General features: G+C 43.5%; 17 protein-coding genes. 3 read left to right on the forward strand and 14 right to left on the reverse strand.

From position 1 onward, the window contains the following. The 4 genes from C3B73_RS04480 to C3B73_RS04495 form a co-directional block, all read right to left on the reverse strand. Complete coding sequence (locus tag C3B73_RS04480; RefSeq protein ID WP_103664441.1) at nucleotides 1-567, reverse strand: outer membrane protein; 567 nt, start codon at nucleotides 565-567, stop codon at nucleotides 1-3. Between the two features lie 68 nt (nucleotides 568-635). Continuing rightward, nucleotides 636-1,325 (reverse strand): hypothetical protein, encoded by a 690-nt coding sequence (locus C3B73_RS04485; RefSeq protein ID WP_103664442.1) that lies wholly within the window; start codon nucleotides 1,323-1,325, stop codon nucleotides 636-638. A 63-nt stretch (nucleotides 1,326-1,388) separates the two neighbouring features. Further along, nucleotides 1,389-1,757 (reverse strand): response regulator, encoded by a 369-nt coding sequence (locus C3B73_RS04490; RefSeq protein ID WP_103664443.1) that lies wholly within the window; start codon nucleotides 1,755-1,757, stop codon nucleotides 1,389-1,391. Nucleotides 1,758-1,805: 48 nt separating this feature from the next. Next, nucleotides 1,806-2,690, reverse strand: coding sequence for a hypothetical protein (locus C3B73_RS04495; RefSeq protein WP_157939426.1), 885 nt, complete (start codon nucleotides 2,688-2,690; stop codon nucleotides 1,806-1,808). 164 nt (nucleotides 2,691-2,854) lie between these two features. On the opposite strand from C3B73_RS04495, the gene C3B73_RS04500 reads away from it, so the two are divergent. Then, a complete protein-coding gene (locus C3B73_RS04500; RefSeq protein ID WP_103664445.1) occupies nucleotides 2,855-3,970 on the forward strand; it encodes an FAD-dependent oxidoreductase in 1,116 nt (371 codons plus the stop codon). Here the strand turns inward: C3B73_RS04500 and C3B73_RS04505 are convergent. From C3B73_RS04505 to C3B73_RS04515, 3 genes are all read right to left on the reverse strand, one after another. Beyond that, nucleotides 3,960-4,349, reverse strand: a complete 390-nt coding sequence (locus tag C3B73_RS04505) for a MerC domain-containing protein (protein WP_103664446.1) — start codon at nucleotides 4,347-4,349, stop codon at nucleotides 3,960-3,962. The genes C3B73_RS04500 and C3B73_RS04505 overlap by 11 nt on opposite strands. Nucleotides 4,350-4,492: 143 nt before the next feature. Continuing rightward, nucleotides 4,493-4,747 (reverse strand): TIGR03643 family protein, encoded by a 255-nt coding sequence (locus tag C3B73_RS04510; protein ID WP_103664447.1) that lies wholly within the window; start codon nucleotides 4,745-4,747, stop codon nucleotides 4,493-4,495. Between the two features lie 109 nt (nucleotides 4,748-4,856). Further along, nucleotides 4,857-5,552: a Bax inhibitor-1/YccA family protein gene (locus tag C3B73_RS04515; protein ID WP_103664448.1), complete on the reverse strand. Its 696-nt coding sequence runs from the start codon at nucleotides 5,550-5,552 to the stop codon at nucleotides 4,857-4,859. A gap of 196 nt (nucleotides 5,553-5,748) precedes the next feature. On the opposite strand from C3B73_RS04515, the gene C3B73_RS04520 reads away from it, so the two are divergent. Then, a complete protein-coding gene (locus C3B73_RS04520; protein ID WP_103664449.1) occupies nucleotides 5,749-5,955 on the forward strand; it encodes a YgaP family membrane protein in 207 nt (68 codons plus the stop codon). A gap of 86 nt (nucleotides 5,956-6,041) precedes the next feature. Here C3B73_RS04520 and C3B73_RS04525 read toward each other — a convergent pair whose 3' ends face one another. The 6 genes from C3B73_RS04525 to C3B73_RS04545 form a co-directional block, all read right to left on the reverse strand. Continuing rightward, nucleotides 6,042-8,183 (reverse strand): DUF5916 domain-containing protein, encoded by a 2,142-nt coding sequence (locus C3B73_RS04525; RefSeq protein ID WP_232802995.1) that lies wholly within the window; start codon nucleotides 8,181-8,183, stop codon nucleotides 6,042-6,044. A 23-nt stretch (nucleotides 8,184-8,206) separates the two neighbouring features. Beyond that, entirely contained in the window at nucleotides 8,207-8,755 is a 549-nt protein-coding gene (locus C3B73_RS14065) for a carbohydrate binding family 9 domain-containing protein (protein WP_232802996.1), read from the reverse strand. A 122-nt stretch (nucleotides 8,756-8,877) separates the two neighbouring features. After that, a complete protein-coding gene (locus C3B73_RS04530; protein ID WP_232802997.1) occupies nucleotides 8,878-9,675 on the reverse strand; it encodes a DUF4097 family beta strand repeat-containing protein in 798 nt (265 codons plus the stop codon). A gap of 26 nt (nucleotides 9,676-9,701) precedes the next feature. Then, nucleotides 9,702-10,583 carry a DUF4097 family beta strand repeat-containing protein gene (locus C3B73_RS04535; RefSeq protein WP_157939427.1) on the reverse strand — a complete coding sequence of 294 codons (882 nt, stop codon included), beginning with the start codon at nucleotides 10,581-10,583 and terminating at the stop codon, nucleotides 9,702-9,704. A gap of 11 nt (nucleotides 10,584-10,594) precedes the next feature. Then, nucleotides 10,595-11,386, reverse strand: a complete 792-nt coding sequence (locus C3B73_RS04540) for a HEAT repeat domain-containing protein (protein ID WP_103664452.1) — start codon at nucleotides 11,384-11,386, stop codon at nucleotides 10,595-10,597. Continuing rightward, on the reverse strand, nucleotides 11,379-11,969 hold the full coding sequence (locus C3B73_RS04545; RefSeq protein ID WP_232802998.1) for an RNA polymerase sigma factor: 591 nt from the start codon (nucleotides 11,967-11,969) through the stop codon (nucleotides 11,379-11,381). Before C3B73_RS04545 ends, C3B73_RS04540 begins: the two co-directional genes overlap by 8 nt. 190 nt (nucleotides 11,970-12,159) lie before the next feature. On the opposite strand from C3B73_RS04545, the gene C3B73_RS04550 reads away from it, so the two are divergent. Next, nucleotides 12,160-14,340: a Tex family protein gene (locus tag C3B73_RS04550; protein ID WP_103664453.1), complete on the forward strand. Its 2,181-nt coding sequence runs from the start codon at nucleotides 12,160-12,162 to the stop codon at nucleotides 14,338-14,340. 368 nt (nucleotides 14,341-14,708) lie between these two features. On the opposite strand, the gene C3B73_RS04555 is transcribed toward C3B73_RS04550, so the two are convergent. Beyond that, the gene (locus tag C3B73_RS04555) at nucleotides 14,709-15,362 is read right to left on the reverse strand and encodes an IS1595 family transposase (protein ID WP_103663931.1); all 654 of its coding nucleotides are present in this window, start codon (nucleotides 15,360-15,362) and stop codon (nucleotides 14,709-14,711) included. Nucleotides 15,363-15,408 lie beyond the last annotated feature (46 nt).

Genomic DNA, 15,408 nt, shown 5'->3' on the forward strand with positions numbered 1-15,408 from the left:
TTAGAAATAAAATGTAAGTCCGGCCGAAATAACGTTTCCACTGAACTCCTTATCAGTGATATCGTCACTGCCATCCAAAAACAGGTATCGGTAATCAATGTTGAACGCTGCTGATTCCGAGATGGCTACATCAGCCCCAAATCCTAAGTGATACCCGAATTTAACTTCTGAGTCATCACCGGGATTGATAAATCCCCCGTCATAGTCATAAAACGTATAATAGGCTCCCAGTCCGGCTAAACCATAGGGAGAAAAATTTTGGGCCAACGGAGCAAAAAGCATCAGTGATCCGGTTATTGGCACCTGTTTCACCGACAATTCACCACCGGTGGTTGTGTAGGTTTGTTCACCTCTGTACTCCAGTGAGAACTCACCTCCCAAATACTTCCCCTTTGAGCGAGACTGAATACCAATGAACATGGTTCCGTCATCCGCATCAGGAGCTTTGTAATATCCAATTTTGGGACCGAATCCTGATCCGTCCTCTATCAGATATTGCTGTGCATGAGATAGTGAGAAAAGGCTTGTAACGGCCATTAAAACAACGATTGTAACAAACTTCTTCATTAACATAGAGTTTAATTCAAGTTCATTACTTTATACCGTTCAGAAATGAATTGTTCCGAATTGTAATATCACTGATTGCTGATCCGGTATCGGATCAACTCATCTACACTAAGCCTGGCACCGTTCTCATTCATCAGGTTTTCAGCTTGTTGATGTGTCACTCCAATGCTTCTCATTCTGATAAGGTTTTCTTTGGTAAGCTCTTCCATTGTATAGCCCAGATCCATCATATTACTGGTGAAAAATGCGGTAACATCTGCATTTCTGAGATCAATGAGGTCCTGTATGCTTAATTCATATTCCAGTTCTTTCATCATGCGCGCAAAGGTACCGCTGACATCCGCATTTTGAAGAGCAATCAATTCATCAAGTGTCACTTCTGTGTAGCCTACATCTCTTATCTGAGAGGTGTAGGTAGCTGTCACGCCTTCGGCTCTCAGGTCGATCAATTGTTCCTGAGTCAATGCTCCATATCCCATTTCCTCCATCCAGGCGCCCATTCGGTTCAGCAGGTCTTCATCCGGCTGGTTGAGTTCCTGAACAAACGATTCGATAGGGTTTACATCAAAGGTTGGCATGTTGATCTTGGAACCCGCATAGAACAGAAGAGTTGCAACAAACGCAAACAGCAGTATATAGTTCGCTATCTTTGAACCGGACGAATGTTCGGGGACTGAAGCATCACTCCCAAATTCCAACCCTGAGCCATCTTCCAGGTCTTCAAGGTCATTTCGAAGGTTTTTAAACTTTGTACTCATAGAATTGCCCATTTTGTGTTAAGGGAACCTACGTTAAAAGTTTAAAAAAGATACGTTAGAAATTTATTCCACCAGGTCAAGTGATCGGGTCAGCTCTCCAATAGTAAACGGTTTTGAGATCAGGTCCACACAATCTGTGGCCTTTGCCCTGTCATAATTTACTTTATCAGAGTTTCCGGTCAGGTAGATGACTGCCGTATCGATCTTTTCCTTGATACGAGTAACCGCCTCAATACCATCTATATCACCTTTCAATCTGATATCCATAAGAATGATATCCGGCTCGTGTTCCTCGGCCAGCTTGATCGCATCTTCACCTGAAGCGGCTTTTCCAACCAGGTCGTGTCCTAATTTTTTGATCATATTCTCGACTACAAGCGAAATGATCATATCATCTTCTACGATAAGAATCTTTTTTACTGGTTCTGCCAATGTATTATTTCCTTAAAAAACTTGAGATTAATCTTGTTTACCCTAACACTAAAGAGAAGGCTGGTCGCTAAATGTTACACTTTTATTTTTCTGACCCGAGAAAAATGTTTGATCCTCTGAAGTTCTGCTCATCAGATTCACTAAAATTCCCTCTTCAATGTCTACATAGGCTATCCATCCGGGAAATATTTCATTCACTCCATATTGGATGGGAATAGCCCAGCAGGTGCGTATTTCAAGTTCATTTCCGTTATCTATTTCACGGGGATAATGAACCTTTGATGGTATTTCCTGAAAGTCCTGTGCCTGCACAATGTATGTGGTATCCTGTCCGGTATATGGTTCCATATCGATCTCCATACCCGTCATTTCTTCCTGCACATCTACATAGCCAAAATTGATAAAATCCGGAGTCTTGAAGTCAGGGTACCAGTTACCCCAGATCCGATTCACCCCAAGGGCATCTAAAAAAACGACGATCTCCGTACCCAGTACCTCTGCAGAATCCACATATTGATTTTCAAATGTGAGGCTCCACTCAATATTTGCACTGTATTCATCGACCTCTCCACAATTTATACATCCCGGTTGTGGAGACATAGATCTTAGCTTTAACTGACTGGGATCCTGAACCCCGGTGAATTCCCTGTTTACATATAAAACACGCATTGCAGCACTAAGTAAGGTATCAGTGTTGGTCATTTCAATGCGAATAACATCACGGAACCTACGCTCACAGGGGTTTTGACCATTCACAAACAAAATCTCACTGAACCCTGTAAAGCCAAATTCGTTCAATGTTGAGCACAACCGACCGTTATTCAATTCTTGATAGTCTTCATTCAAAGCTTCCAGTTCGCCTAACTCCACCTTGGAGTAAACGGTTGGGTATTCAAGGGCTTCATCACTGATGGTAAGCATATCGCAGGCCATGAATGAGAGGGATCCTGCCGCCAGTAATAAGATTATAATGAGTCTTTGCACGCCTTCAGTACCTGATTGATGATGACCTAAAGTACCAAAATACGGACGCTCATACAACTTTCACGACCCTATATTCAATAAGTCTTTAAAATGAAAAGATCCTATATTTTACTATGCTCAACAATAAAAATATATGTGTGCTTGGGGCAGGTGTCAGTGGTTTAAGCACGGCTTCCTTTTTGTCAGATTCAGGATATCCTGTCCATATTATAACGAAAGATGATCCACGAACAGCCACTCTTCACCCGGAATTCTCAAGTCTTTTCCCGGCCGCTTCGATCATTCCCCATACTGTCAACTCAAATAAGCTCAGGGATCTCTTCAGGTTGAGCAAAGATCGGTTCGGGAAATTACACGACAAACAGTTTCCGGGGGTAACAATTAACCGGCACTATGAACTTTACTCACACCCCAGATCCGTTCCGGCTTATGCCAAAACCATGGACCATTTTGAGGTGTTTGATGATTTTAAACACGAATTTCATCCCGATCATCCGGAGTATCCTGCAGTAGCCGGGTGGCGATATTCGGCTTACTTTGCCGATTGGCCACTCTACTTTTCCGCACTGATCCGAAACACACTGGAAAAGATCGAGGGTTTTGAGATCAAAACTCTTTCACCTGATGACATTAGGGAACTGCCATATGATATCATCATAAACTGCACGGAGATCGGCAGCCTGAATCTGTTTGAAGATTCCTCAGAACAGATCCTGCACCGTGGACATCTTTTAAACCTACCGGGTATACCTGCAATTCGGGATCCGCAGGGAAAGGTGGTCTCCTATAATTTTTCACCCGGGAAAGAGGTGTATCGAAGTGAGAATGGCATAGAGCAGGATGTGTACTGCTATTCCCGACAGGATGGACTGGTACTTGGAGGTAGCCGGCAGAAGGGTACTTTGGATAGCCATGGAAAGTGGGTAGGCGAAGAATCTCAGGATCCGGTCATAGCAGTTGATAACCTGAAGTTACCTGCCCAGATTCTGGAATTACATTCAGCCATACTGAACCACTCTTTTGAATGTAAGCTTCCTCCAAAATCGAAAATGCGATCAAAGGTTGGGTACCGGTTCACCCGTTCCCATGAGAATGGATTGAGATTGGAAACAGAAGAAACTGGTGACAAGTTGGTGATACATAATTATGGTCACGGAGGTGCAGGTGTGACCCTAAGCTGGGGATGTGCTCACCGGGTTACAGAACTTTTAAAGGAAGCTACGAACTGAAACCCATTTTTTTCTTGTAGTTCAGCCAGTGGCCACGTATCAGTAACAAACTGCCAATGAGAGTCACCCCGGCTTCACCATAATCGCCCAGAGTGTCATTAAACAGCCAGGCAAAAAAGATGATCGTCAACCCCACAAACAGATAGCCGGAAATTGATTTAAGGTCTTTCCGGTTCTTAACAGATAATATAACAGCGGGTGCAATGGCCAGAAAAAACACCAGGTGAGTGTACTCATGGAATTCATCGAGTGCCGGCCAAAGTGGAATGAGTGATACAAAAACCGGAACCAGTAAACAATGAATAGCACATAATCCGGAAAGTCCTATACCCAGACGGTCCCAGAAACCTTTGTTGTCATTTTGGTGATTGTTACTCATCAGCTTTGAGCAGTCGGATTATCTTTTTTTAAACAGACCCCAAAGGTAAAAAAATTTAATAACAGCTATGAGAATTTAATCATCAAAAAAATTGATGACGGCATTATAGTTCTCTTTAGAAAATCACAACAAACCAATCGATTTCAGTATTTTTTGGGACTCATAAACCGATCTACCTCGCTTTTTCTTTTCATTCGGTGTTTAGTGTTTCGGCCGCTTACCATTTTCCTCCACATTTTAAAACTGGATCCTTTCAATTCAGAACGCATCAGCTCTATGGACTCTTCTTCATTCAGACCGAACTGAAATTCAATGGCTTCAAAGGGAGTACGGTCTTCCCATGCCATTTCTATGATCCGGCTTTTATCAGCTTCGGTTAGTTTGTTAGAAGTTTTCATAGTGATTGATTTATCACCCATACAAATTACAATCAAAATTCAATCCATAAAAAAAGCTCCTGCTTAAAAAAACAGGAGCTTGAGTAAATAAAATATCACTTAATGTAAACTATCTCCGATCTCCAAAAATGCGCAGCATGAATATAAACATGTTAATGAAATCAAGGTACAGAGCCAGAGCACCCATGATCGCACCCTTACTTCCCTCCTCTGATTCCACATCCATCTCAAGACTCATGCGTTTGATCTTCTGAGTATCGTAGGCTGTAAGTCCCACAAATACCAGTACACCAATGTAGGTAACCGCCCAGTACAGGATCTCACTGTGCCAGAAAATATTGACTACGCTGGCAATAATGATACCGATCAATCCCATAAACAGAATGTTACCCCAGCTGGAAAGGTCCGTTTTTGTGAAGTATCCATAGGCACTCATCACTCCAAAGGTTCCGGCAGTCACAAAAAAGGTGGAAGCAATTGAAGCCTGAGTATAGATAAGAAACAGGACAGAAAAAGTGAGTCCATTCAAGGCCGAGTACAATAAAAACAAGGTAATAGCCCGTGTGGCATTCATACTCTCAATGGCACTTGAAAGCCATATCACCAATCCAAGTTCCGCTAAAATAATACCAAAGAACAGGATCTGATTACTTGCGATCGCATTTACCAGCGACTCCGTACTCGCTACCCTTAGGGCTACAAAGCCTGTTATAGCCAATGCAAGAGCCATCCAGCCATACACTTTATTAATAAAGGTAGCCTGAATCGATTTTACCTGTTCTGCTGTTAACTGATGTGTATTCATTATTTCTTAATGATAAATAATTAGTTTAAAATTGAGCGTATTCGAGTAAAATTTACTAAACCGCTGCAAAACGTATTTATTGCATGGATAAAATACTAAAATTCATCGGCGTTTGTGTACTGTGTATTCTGATAATTACCGGTTTGGTCTATTTATTTGAATGGCTCTTTTAATTCTAAAATAAGATGAGGTTACTATGAAAAAGAACATGGGCTCTACTGACAAGATCATTCGATTTATTCTCGCAGCAATTTTTGTAATACTCTACTTTACAGGAACCGTAACCGGAACCCTGGGTATTGTATTGCTGGTACTGGCCGGTGTATTTGTATTGACAAGTCTGATCAGCTTCTGTCCGCTTTATGCTCCTTTTGGGTTAAGTACCTGCAAAACGGACGCCTAAACACAGCATCTGAATTTGATCATATTAAAAAAGGGCATGCTTACTACATGCCCTTTTGTTTGTTCTTTATTTTTCAAACGGATCCATCAGCTTCCAAACCAATAACTCAGCTTAATGAGGAAAACATTGGTTGGCTTGGCATCAAAGATGTCATTCAGCTGATCGCCAAGATCAAAAGCACCGATCTTTGAATAATCCTCTCGCTGTTGCTGCCATACAAAATAGAGGGTTGAACCGGGCGTGTATTCCCACCTGAAAACGGCATTACCCTGAAGTGACCTGAAATTGAAATCCGGGTCAGAAAAAGTAAATGGGGATGAACTTCTACCTCCATCAGGATTAACCGTGTAGTTTCCATTTTGTTCAGAAATAGTACCCAGATCTTCTCCATATACATCATAATTGTAGGTATAGGGTTCGGCTACCTCCTTGAATCGTGAAAAATCACCGGTGGATACAAACGGCCTGATGTAGGTCTGAAGACTCATAGTTGGGCTAAAGGTCCAGTTCAAGCGCAGGTTAGCACTTACCGTGTGTTGTTCTATGTCTGAAAACACGTATCGGCTTCCGTAAGTATGGGTTGCATTACCATCCTCAACCGCGGTTATATACTGATCGATATCCACCTGATTTCTGTACTCCGGACCAAAACTAAGCTGAATATTACTGGTAGGACGGTATCTTACATTGAACCAAATGGCATTGTCATATTCTCCGGCTATTTCTCTGCGCAGATTACCTCCCACATTGAAACTGATATCCTTGCTGCGATCGGTGTTGATGTTTGCGATCAGATTCCAATCTTTAGGGCGTTCCAAAACCGGTCCACCACGGCTTATGCGGTCGTAATATTGCTTGAAATTATACCCGAAGTTGTAGTTGAATGACCACTGATTATTGAACGAGATATAACCGCCATTCAGAACACTGTTTCTAATCTGATCGCCATCGTAATTCCAGCCGGAGTCATACCCTGCAAAGAACTCATAATACCTGACATATTTTGGATCGATCTCACGATATACTAATACTCCACCAACCCATTTCAGGTCTGCTCTTGTCTGAAATCCAAGATCATTGATCTCGTAACCCGGTGAGGATTGAGAGTAGGTCAAAGCTGCCAGCCAGTTATCATCGCCCCCCTGCTTTTTGATGCTCATCTCAGTTGAAAATCCCTGTAAAGAGGTTTTTGCCGGATCCACGGAAAGCACATCGGAATCAATTCTGTTAAAATACCTTACCGGAGACTGTTGCGTTCTTGCTATCGCTTCACTGCTGCCATGAACGCTGCTCATTGAAAAAGCTCCACTCGCCACCCAGTTCTGGTCAGCGAATTGGTGCTCGTAATCCAGGCCACCCACGTAGGCAGAACTGTGCAGGAAGTCTTCAAAATAGCGGCCATTCAGTGATCGATTCACGGCCGTGGCAAATCCACCTAAATAGGTATTTCCTTTGTTGAAATCCTTCTTAGCCCGGCCTACCAGATAGTTGGTGGCCGGTTCAACAGCCAGTGTTCCGTCATTCCCATTTTGTGAGGTAAATTCTGCATTCTCCTGAAGCGTGTAGGCATCCATCAAACCGATGGACCAACCATTTTTGGTCTTTCCGCTTAATTTTGCGGCCGTTGCAATAGTCGTAAGGTCAGGCATTGTACTGTACTCAGAATCCACTCCTGCCCGATTTGGCGACCCTTGTGGAGAACGACCGATCCTTCTGGAGTAAAATGGGGTCGGTGAGTTATATCTAATAAAGGTTTTGGTTTCACCAAACTGAAAGATATCCCTGCCCTCTAAAAAGAACGGTCGACGTTCGGAATAGAAATTCTCATTGGCAGTTAAATTGATGACCGCGGGATCTGCCTCTACCTGACCAAAATCAGGGTTGATCGTTGCAGAAAGTGTCAAGTCGGAAGTAATACCGTATTTAACGTCGGCTCCAACCCTTCCCGAGAGATCATTTCGCTGATAATAGGGATCTGAGGTTGTTTGATCAGGGATACGCGTAAAATCAGCTGACACATAAGGCATGACCTCAAGTCGTCTGGGTTCTGAAAGTTGTTTGATGCCTTTCAGGTCACCAAAATTTGATACGATCCCAGAGGCATTCTGTGAAGTAGGTTTCCAGAATATTTCTTCACCGGTTCTTGCTATACTGCGCTGAAAATTAATTCCCCAGGTCTGCTCATCAGCTTTTGAGTTAAATCTGAGCTGAGATAAAGGGATCTTCATCTCAGCTGACCAGCCATAATCGGTTAATTGAGCTTTTGCTTCCCAAACGGCATCCCAGTATCATCTTCATTGGTATCGTTAATGATCATGAAATCTCTTTGCACACCCCGTGGATTCACCGCAAAAATGAAGGCTGTTCGCTTATCGTTATAACTGTCAAACCCGACGGTAACCCAATCACTCATTTCAGTTCCATCACGTCTAAAGAGCGGTGCCACTATGGAATCCCGTGCAGAATCAAATGCTTTGATACCCACATAGATATGTGAATTTGTGTACAGGATCCGGCCTTCCGTACGCTGTGTGGCGGTTGCCCCGTCATTGGGAGACCTCTGGGTGAATTGTGTGGCGGTTGGGATCTCGTTCCATACACTTTCATTGACCAATCCATCCAGTTGAAGATCACTGTGATCTGATAATTTAAAAGCGGTTAGCGATGGTGAAGCCACTCTGCCTGAGCGGACATTTTGCTCATTTAATGCATCTATTACTTTATTACTTTGATAAGAATTCTGGGCGTTAGCTCCGGCTGCCAGACACAGCAATCCCAGGGTTAGACATACGAATCTCATAGTTTTTTATTTAATTGATAAGGAGTCCTATCCCCGCAACACGTTATGTAGCTTTATGTTACGGCCCCTAAGTTTGGTTTATGTCTTACACGAGCAGCTCAAAGAATGGTTACATTCTTTTTTTATTTTTTTCGGATAGATATATCTCCATGCAATGTCTTAAACAAAAATTCGGGACCACCGCCATTCACTTTACCAATGATCCATCTGTTGATCGCGATCTTAAAACCTTCGTCACTTTCTGATTCCGACCTGCTGCCTTCTCTATCAATATCCATATCAAAGTTGGTGTAAACATCTCCCCATTCCGTTTTCATTTTAGCTGTAAATCGGGCATCGGCCGGAAAAGCGATCTCCATGTCTCCATTTACCCCGGTAAAAGACATGGGGGAACCGGGTGTCACCTCGTTAAAATCCACATTCATATCCCCGTTCACAGAATTTACAAGCACGGTTCCGCTGATATCTCCCAGTTCGATATCGCCATTAACGGCACTGATCTCAAGTTCTCCTTCCACTCCAAAGACCTTCACATCTCCCTGCACCGTACTTAGTTTGATAGAAAAATTTCGGGGGACAAAAACGGTCATTTCAAGATCATTGGTTGGAAATGGTCCGGTAGAGATCTCTACTTCGTTGTTATCCTCAACCACTTCCAGGCCCATTCCCCCTCCGGAAATGCGTTTCATTCCGTTTTTCATGGGCTCACTGTTTTCTTCCTCAATTCCATCACCGGTATAGTTAATAACCACATTTTGCTGGTCATGACTTCTGACGGTGATCTCATCTGAAAACATGGCACTGATGCTTAGCTTACCCGGGTTTCCCGGATCACTTAACGGTACCTCGATCGTGTTTTGAGCCAGTAACGGAACTGATAGAATACTGATGATTAAGACTGTAAATAAATGGATCTTCATACTTCTCATGGTTTTTTAAAATTTGGTTACAGTTGTTTGATGTATGCGTTTCCGTTGAGTAATCGAAGCAGCATATTTGGTCCGCCTTGTCCGAACTGAATGGTATCAGAACTCCCAATGCTGAACCGGCTCATCCCATCCTTTTTACCTGACCGATCCGAACGATAACTTCTGTCGTCGAAATCGGTATATAGTTCACCGTGTAAACTTTTAAAGGTTACATGTGCTGAAAAATTTTTAGAAGCCAAAACCTCAATTTTTCCATTTACGGTATGAAGCTCCACATCACCCGATGGATTATCCCTGAATTCCGCTATCACATTACCATTCACTGTTTCAGCATTGATCATCCCACCTGTTACATTCCTAATGATCACACTGCCGTTGATATTTGCGGCATCCACACCGTGGCTCATATTCTCCACAACCACCTCGCCGGCATTGATGGTTGAGATCTCTGACATCAGGTAACGAGGCACTTTCATCTGCAGATTGAACTCAAACCCCTGAATATTCTCATCCCAATAATTGTCTTTGTTTGACCGATAGCTAAGGTCATTCTCTTCTATTTCGACCTCCAGCCCGGGATGACGCACAAATACAAATAAATGACCGTTAGTGGATATTTTATCCAGGTAAAAATCATCCGGATCAAAGCTGCGTCTCACATTGGGTTTCCCGGTTACGATCTTTTTACCGGTGATCTGGATCTCATCCCCGTCATAGCCCTCCACATTCAGATCCCCGTTTATATTGTTGAAATGAAACATCGTTTCACGGGTCAATTCAGAAGCCGGGATCCTCATCTCCACCTCTTCTTCCACCCTTTCACTGATGACATTAGTCTGAGCCATCACACTCAAACTTAACACGCCAAATAAAAATGGTAGCAAGTAAATTCTTTTCATGATCTTATTCCTCACATTAATACAGCTATACTGCTTTGTAATTTTTGTTGAACGTTGTAATCGAGTTCACGTTCCTGTAAAACTTTTTCGAATTCCCGCGCTGAGGACCTCACCTCAAGTTCCGTCATAGCGTCCGCTAGTTCTATTAAAACGATCGGCGATTCCTGTGTGGCTATCGAACGAACCAGTCCCTGCCTCACCCGTTCATTATCTCCCCAGCGCTTCAAGGCTTCAATTGTTTGCACCCTCACATTTACACTTGGATCATTATTCAGGGTAAAAAGTAACGCATTGATGGCCTCCAGATCGGCATTGGGTAATTCCGAACTGATGTTTACCGCCTTTAACCGGTCTGCAGCTGATGAACCTTCCAGCATGTTAACCATCATCATTTCTTTCAGTGATTGCATTTCCTGACTCAGCTTTTCGATCTCGTTGCTATCCTCGTTCATCCAGGAACCTATAAAACCACCGATGATCAACAATGCCATTGCGTATGCCATTTTAGGAACCGAAAGTTGGGAGATCATCTTTCGTAATGACTCATAGATTCTTTCAAACATACCCGCATGAGTATTTTTTTGAGTCTCCTGCTCCAGCATCGCATAGAAACGAGTACTTGTGGCCTCATCCGGTTTAGGGTCTGACAGGTCTCCAAGACCCTCATAGGTTGCTTCTATGGTCCTGAATTCCATAAAATCGATCTTACCTTCGGCCAATAATATTTCCAGTTCTTCTTTTCCGGCTGCGTCCAACTCCCCGGCAAGGTAGTCAGCTATCAGTTGTTCATACTTCTTATTCATAATTGTATTCCTTTTCGAAGGATAATGCGATATCCTTCAATTCTTTCATGGCCCTAAACATTTTTACTTTGATCGCCCCTTCGGTTGATTCAAAGATCTCTGCGATCTCTTTGTACCGCAACCCCTCATACCTGCTCAAAATGATCACTTCCCGGTAATCTTCAGGTAATGCATAAAGGGCTTCTTCAAGTATCTCTTTCTTCTCTTTTACTTGATGAACCGGTGCCGTCGTTTCCTCCGGCATCTCGAGCCTGTCCTCATCCAACTGAACCGGATTTCCAATTCTTTCGGATCTCCTGTGATGATCATTGAATTGATTGCGGGCAATGCTAAACAACCAGGTCGAGAATTTTCCTTCACCGGTATAACTCTGCCGGTACTTTAGCAGCCGTTCAAACACAGACTGTACCAAATCCTCGGAGGTATTCTTATCCCTGCACATTCTGTAAAAATAGCGATAAAGTCCACGGTGATACCGCTCAAACAGCAAACCCAGCTTATCGAGCTCACCTTTCTTCACCTTTAACATCAATGCTTTATCAGAGTTTGAATTCACCGCTGATCCCGGGTTTAGTGTTTTCACCCTTATACACTGATCTTATGCAGAAAGGTTACACTTTTTTCTGAACCGGTTATAGATCTTCGTAATTAGTTTACTCTTATAGTAGCTGACTTATTCACCGATCCATCAAAAATTCCTCATTTATAATTCATTATTTCCCTATACCCTTCTTATTTTCACCGTCCGAAATTTTCAGAACCAAATATCATCAATGAGCGATACCAAGATTTTTAGTTTTTTAGCATCTCAACTCAATTTCAGCAGCAAACAGATCAGCACCGTAGCCAAATTCCTGGATGAAGGTGCTACCGTTCCATTCCTGGCGCGGTATCGAAAGGAGGCCACAGACGGACTTGATGAAGAACAGATCCGTGCCATTCGTGACGGAATTGAAACCCAGCGTACCCTGGAGGCTCGTAAAGAAACCATCCTTAAATCCATTAAGGAACAGGATAAGCTGACCGAAGAACTTGAGAAGCAGATCCTAAACTGTACCGATCTGAAAACGCTTGAGGATATTTACCTTCCTTATAAACAAAAGCGCAAAACCAGGGGCGACAAAGCCAAGGAAAAAGGACTCGAGCCACTGGCAAAACTCATATGGGAGCAGGAGATCACGTCCGGTGACCCAATCGAATATGCTAAGGAGTACATCAACCCTGAAAAGGAAGTAGAATCTGTGGAAGACGCCTTTGACGGGGCCACTGATATTGTTGCGGAATGGATCAATGAAAGCCTGGAAGTACGGGAGATGCTCCGGGATGTATTTTCGAAGCACGCCAATATTGTGACCAAGAAAAATCCTACCGTTAAAGAGCGCACCAATTTTGAGGATTATTATGAGTTTTCGTCCAAGGTCGATAAGCTTAAGCCGTATCAGATCCTGGCCATAAATCGCGGAGAGCGGGAGAATATCCTATTCGTGAATGTGGATCTATGGGAAGAACGCACACTGGAGAATATTGATGACAAAGTGATCACAAACGACCTCAGTATCTTCACTGAATACCTGCAGGATGCTGTAGAAGATGCCTACAAACGACTCCTATTCCCTTCACTGGAACGGGAACTCCGGAATGAACTGACCGACAAAGCCGATGCACACGCTATCGAGACCTTTGCCACCAATCTCGGAAACCTGTTGATGCAGCCCCCACTGGATAAAAAAGTGGTGATGGGGATCGATCCGGCGTTCAGGAGCGGATGTAAGGTAGCTGTGGTAGATCAGCATGGGAAGTACCTGGAAGGCACAACTACTTATCCTACCCCTCCACAAAACAAGGTAGCTGAAGCAGAAGCCGTTTTTGAGGAGTACATCAATAAATACGGGGTTGAATTGATCGCCATTGGAAATGGAACCGCAAGTCGTGAAACGGAGCAGATCGTTGCAGAATTTCTCCAGAAACGAAAGGAAAAATATCCCGATGCACAACTCCATTATTTGATCGTGAATGAAGCCGGAGCTTCGGTGTATTCTGCTTCCAAGATAGCCCGCGAGGAATTTCCGGAACTGGAAGCTGCTCAGCGTGGAAATATCTCCATTGCCCGGCGTGTTCAGGATCCCCTGGCTGAGTTGGTGAAGATCGATCCCAAATCCATCGGGGTTGGTCTATACCAGCATGATGTAAACCAAAACCAGCTTTCCGGAAAACTGGATGATGTGGTGGAAAGCTGTGTGAATGAGGTTGGAGTGAATTTGAATACCGCCTCAGCTCCGCTTCTTGCTCATATTTCCGGATTGAGTAAGCGGGTAGCCCAAAACATCGTAAAGCACCGCGAGGAGAAAGGCATTTTCATTGACCGTGAGCAGATCCGTGATATCGACGGTGTCGGTGATTTCCGTTTCCAGCAGGCGGCCGGATTCATGCGTATTCCAGAATCTAAAAACCCACTGGATAACACCGCCATTCACCCTGAGAGTTACGAAGCAGCTGAAAAGCTGTGTAATTTGTTTGGCATCAACCTGGAGAATCTTTCTGAAGAGAAAGATAAGATCGCCGGCAAATTCAATAATGTGAATCTGGAAGAAACCGCTGAGCAAATTGGTGTAGGTGTTCCTACTTTGGAACTCATTATTGAGAACCTGCAAAAGCCGGGACGTGATCCGCGGGAGTCGCTTCCGAAACCCCTACTTCGTACAGATGTGATGAAAATGGAAGACCTCAAAGAAGGCCAACAGCTGGAAGGAACCGTCCGCAACGTGGTGGATTTCGGTGCTTTTGTGGATATTGGCGTAAAGCAGGATGGCCTGCTCCATATTTCCAATATGAGCGACAAAAAGAAAGTTGAGGATCCACATGATGTGGTGAGCGTCGGGGATATCCTCAATTTGGAGATCATCTCCCTGGATCTGGAACGTGGAAGGATCGGGTTGAAGTTGGTGGGTGGTTAACGAGATTGGTTAATGGGAAATGGTTAATCGTGATAATTTGGGGCTCCTAAAAAACACGATTAACCCTACTTTACCCTCGTTCCGAACGGCCCGTTCGTAACGCATGGCGGAACCACCGGTTCCCCACTGATTGTCAAAGCTATCCGGTATATAGAGTCACCGGCATCAATCCCTCCTCCACTACATAATCTCTCGCTGAAGAATATCGCCAATGTTCGGGCCGATCAACATATCCGGCTTTCACTGGATTGTCATGAATATACTTCAGTTTCTGGACCACCATCTGATCATTAAAAAGTTGTTTTGGATGGAAACCTTCCTCCCAAACTTGATAATCAGATTTAATTTGGGGCTGAAGTAGCTAAGGGTTAATGTTTGGTTTGCTTATACCATGATTTTAATTGCTTTAAGAGCTCTGCATGATTGCCTCCGTTGAAGCGCCACTCACATTCCTTTAAAAACCAGTAAAAATTATCTGCTTTGATGCCGTTAAATTTGCGCATATGACGCTTGGCTTGATTCCAGAAATTCTCTATTCCATTTATGTGATTCAGTTGATCTGCAAAGAGTTCACTGTGGTTAATTCGCATGTGGTGGAACTCAGAGATATCCAGGGCATTGTAGGAGCGAAAAGTATCGGTATAAACAATACTATCCGGCTGCACATTCTGTTGAATAATTGGTAGCAAGGTTTCTGTTTTAGCATTCGGAATAATAGCCGTGTACACTTTACCTCCACGCTTAAGTAATCCAAATACAGCTACTTTGCCGGTAGATCCACGGCCACGCTTACCTTTACGCTTGCCTCCAAAATAGCTTTCATCGGCTTCCACTTCCCCAGATAATTCATAACTGGGTAGTTTACTTGCAATGAGTTGACGTAGTCTCATAAAAAACCGTATAGCGGTGTTAGCTTGAACACCAATCAATTCCGAGGCTGCACGGGCCGTAGTACCTGCTACAAAATGTTCTATCAGCCGGCTTTGTTGGTGTGGGGTTAATCGACTTTTGCGTTCATACATAGTAACTAATTTAGCACCTTATTCAAGTCTTAGCTACTTCAGCCCC

The sequence above is a fragment of the Gracilimonas amylolytica genome (assembly GCF_002911695.1).
Classification (GTDB): Bacteria; Bacteroidota; Rhodothermia; order Balneolales; family Balneolaceae; genus Gracilimonas; species Gracilimonas amylolytica.

What these genes read in the sequence shown, in the direction of transcription:
- C3B73_RS04480 (WP_103664441.1), bottom strand. Translation starts at nt 567, where the DNA reads ATGAAGAAGTTTGTTACAATCGTTGTTTTAATGGCCGTTACAAGCCTT.
- C3B73_RS04530 (WP_232802997.1), bottom strand. Translation starts at nt 9,675, where the DNA reads ATGAAGATCCATTTATTTACAGTCTTAATCATCAGTATTCTATCAGTT.
- C3B73_RS04535 (WP_157939427.1), bottom strand. Translation starts at nt 10,583, where the DNA reads ATGAAAAGAATTTACTTGCTACCATTTTTATTTGGCGTGTTAAGTTTG.
- C3B73_RS04485 (WP_103664442.1), bottom strand. Translation starts at nt 1,325, where the DNA reads ATGAGTACAAAGTTTAAAAACCTTCGAAATGACCTTGAAGACCTGGAA.
- C3B73_RS14065 (WP_232802996.1), bottom strand. Translation starts at nt 8,755, where the DNA reads ATGAGATTCGTATGTCTAACCCTGGGATTGCTGTGTCTGGCAGCCGGA.
- C3B73_RS04525 (WP_232802995.1), bottom strand. Translation starts at nt 8,183, where the DNA reads ATGAAGATCCCTTTATCTCAGCTCAGATTTAACTCAAAAGCTGATGAG.
- C3B73_RS04555 (WP_103663931.1), bottom strand. Translation starts at nt 15,362, where the DNA reads ATGTATGAACGCAAAAGTCGATTAACCCCACACCAACAAAGCCGGCTG.
- C3B73_RS04540 (WP_103664452.1), bottom strand. Translation starts at nt 11,386, where the DNA reads ATGAATAAGAAGTATGAACAACTGATAGCTGACTACCTTGCCGGGGAG.
- C3B73_RS04520 (WP_103664449.1), top strand. Translation starts at nt 5,749, where the DNA reads ATGAAAAAGAACATGGGCTCTACTGACAAGATCATTCGATTTATTCTC.
- C3B73_RS04505 (WP_103664446.1), bottom strand. Translation starts at nt 4,349, where the DNA reads ATGAGTAACAATCACCAAAATGACAACAAAGGTTTCTGGGACCGTCTG.
- C3B73_RS04510 (WP_103664447.1), bottom strand. Translation starts at nt 4,747, where the DNA reads ATGAAAACTTCTAACAAACTAACCGAAGCTGATAAAAGCCGGATCATA.
- C3B73_RS04550 (WP_103664453.1), top strand. Translation starts at nt 12,160, where the DNA reads ATGAGCGATACCAAGATTTTTAGTTTTTTAGCATCTCAACTCAATTTC.
- C3B73_RS04500 (WP_103664445.1), top strand. Translation starts at nt 2,855, where the DNA reads ATGCTCAACAATAAAAATATATGTGTGCTTGGGGCAGGTGTCAGTGGT.
- C3B73_RS04495 (WP_157939426.1), bottom strand. Translation starts at nt 2,690, where the DNA reads ATGGCCTGCGATATGCTTACCATCAGTGATGAAGCCCTTGAATACCCA.
- C3B73_RS04515 (WP_103664448.1), bottom strand. Translation starts at nt 5,552, where the DNA reads ATGAATACACATCAGTTAACAGCAGAACAGGTAAAATCGATTCAGGCT.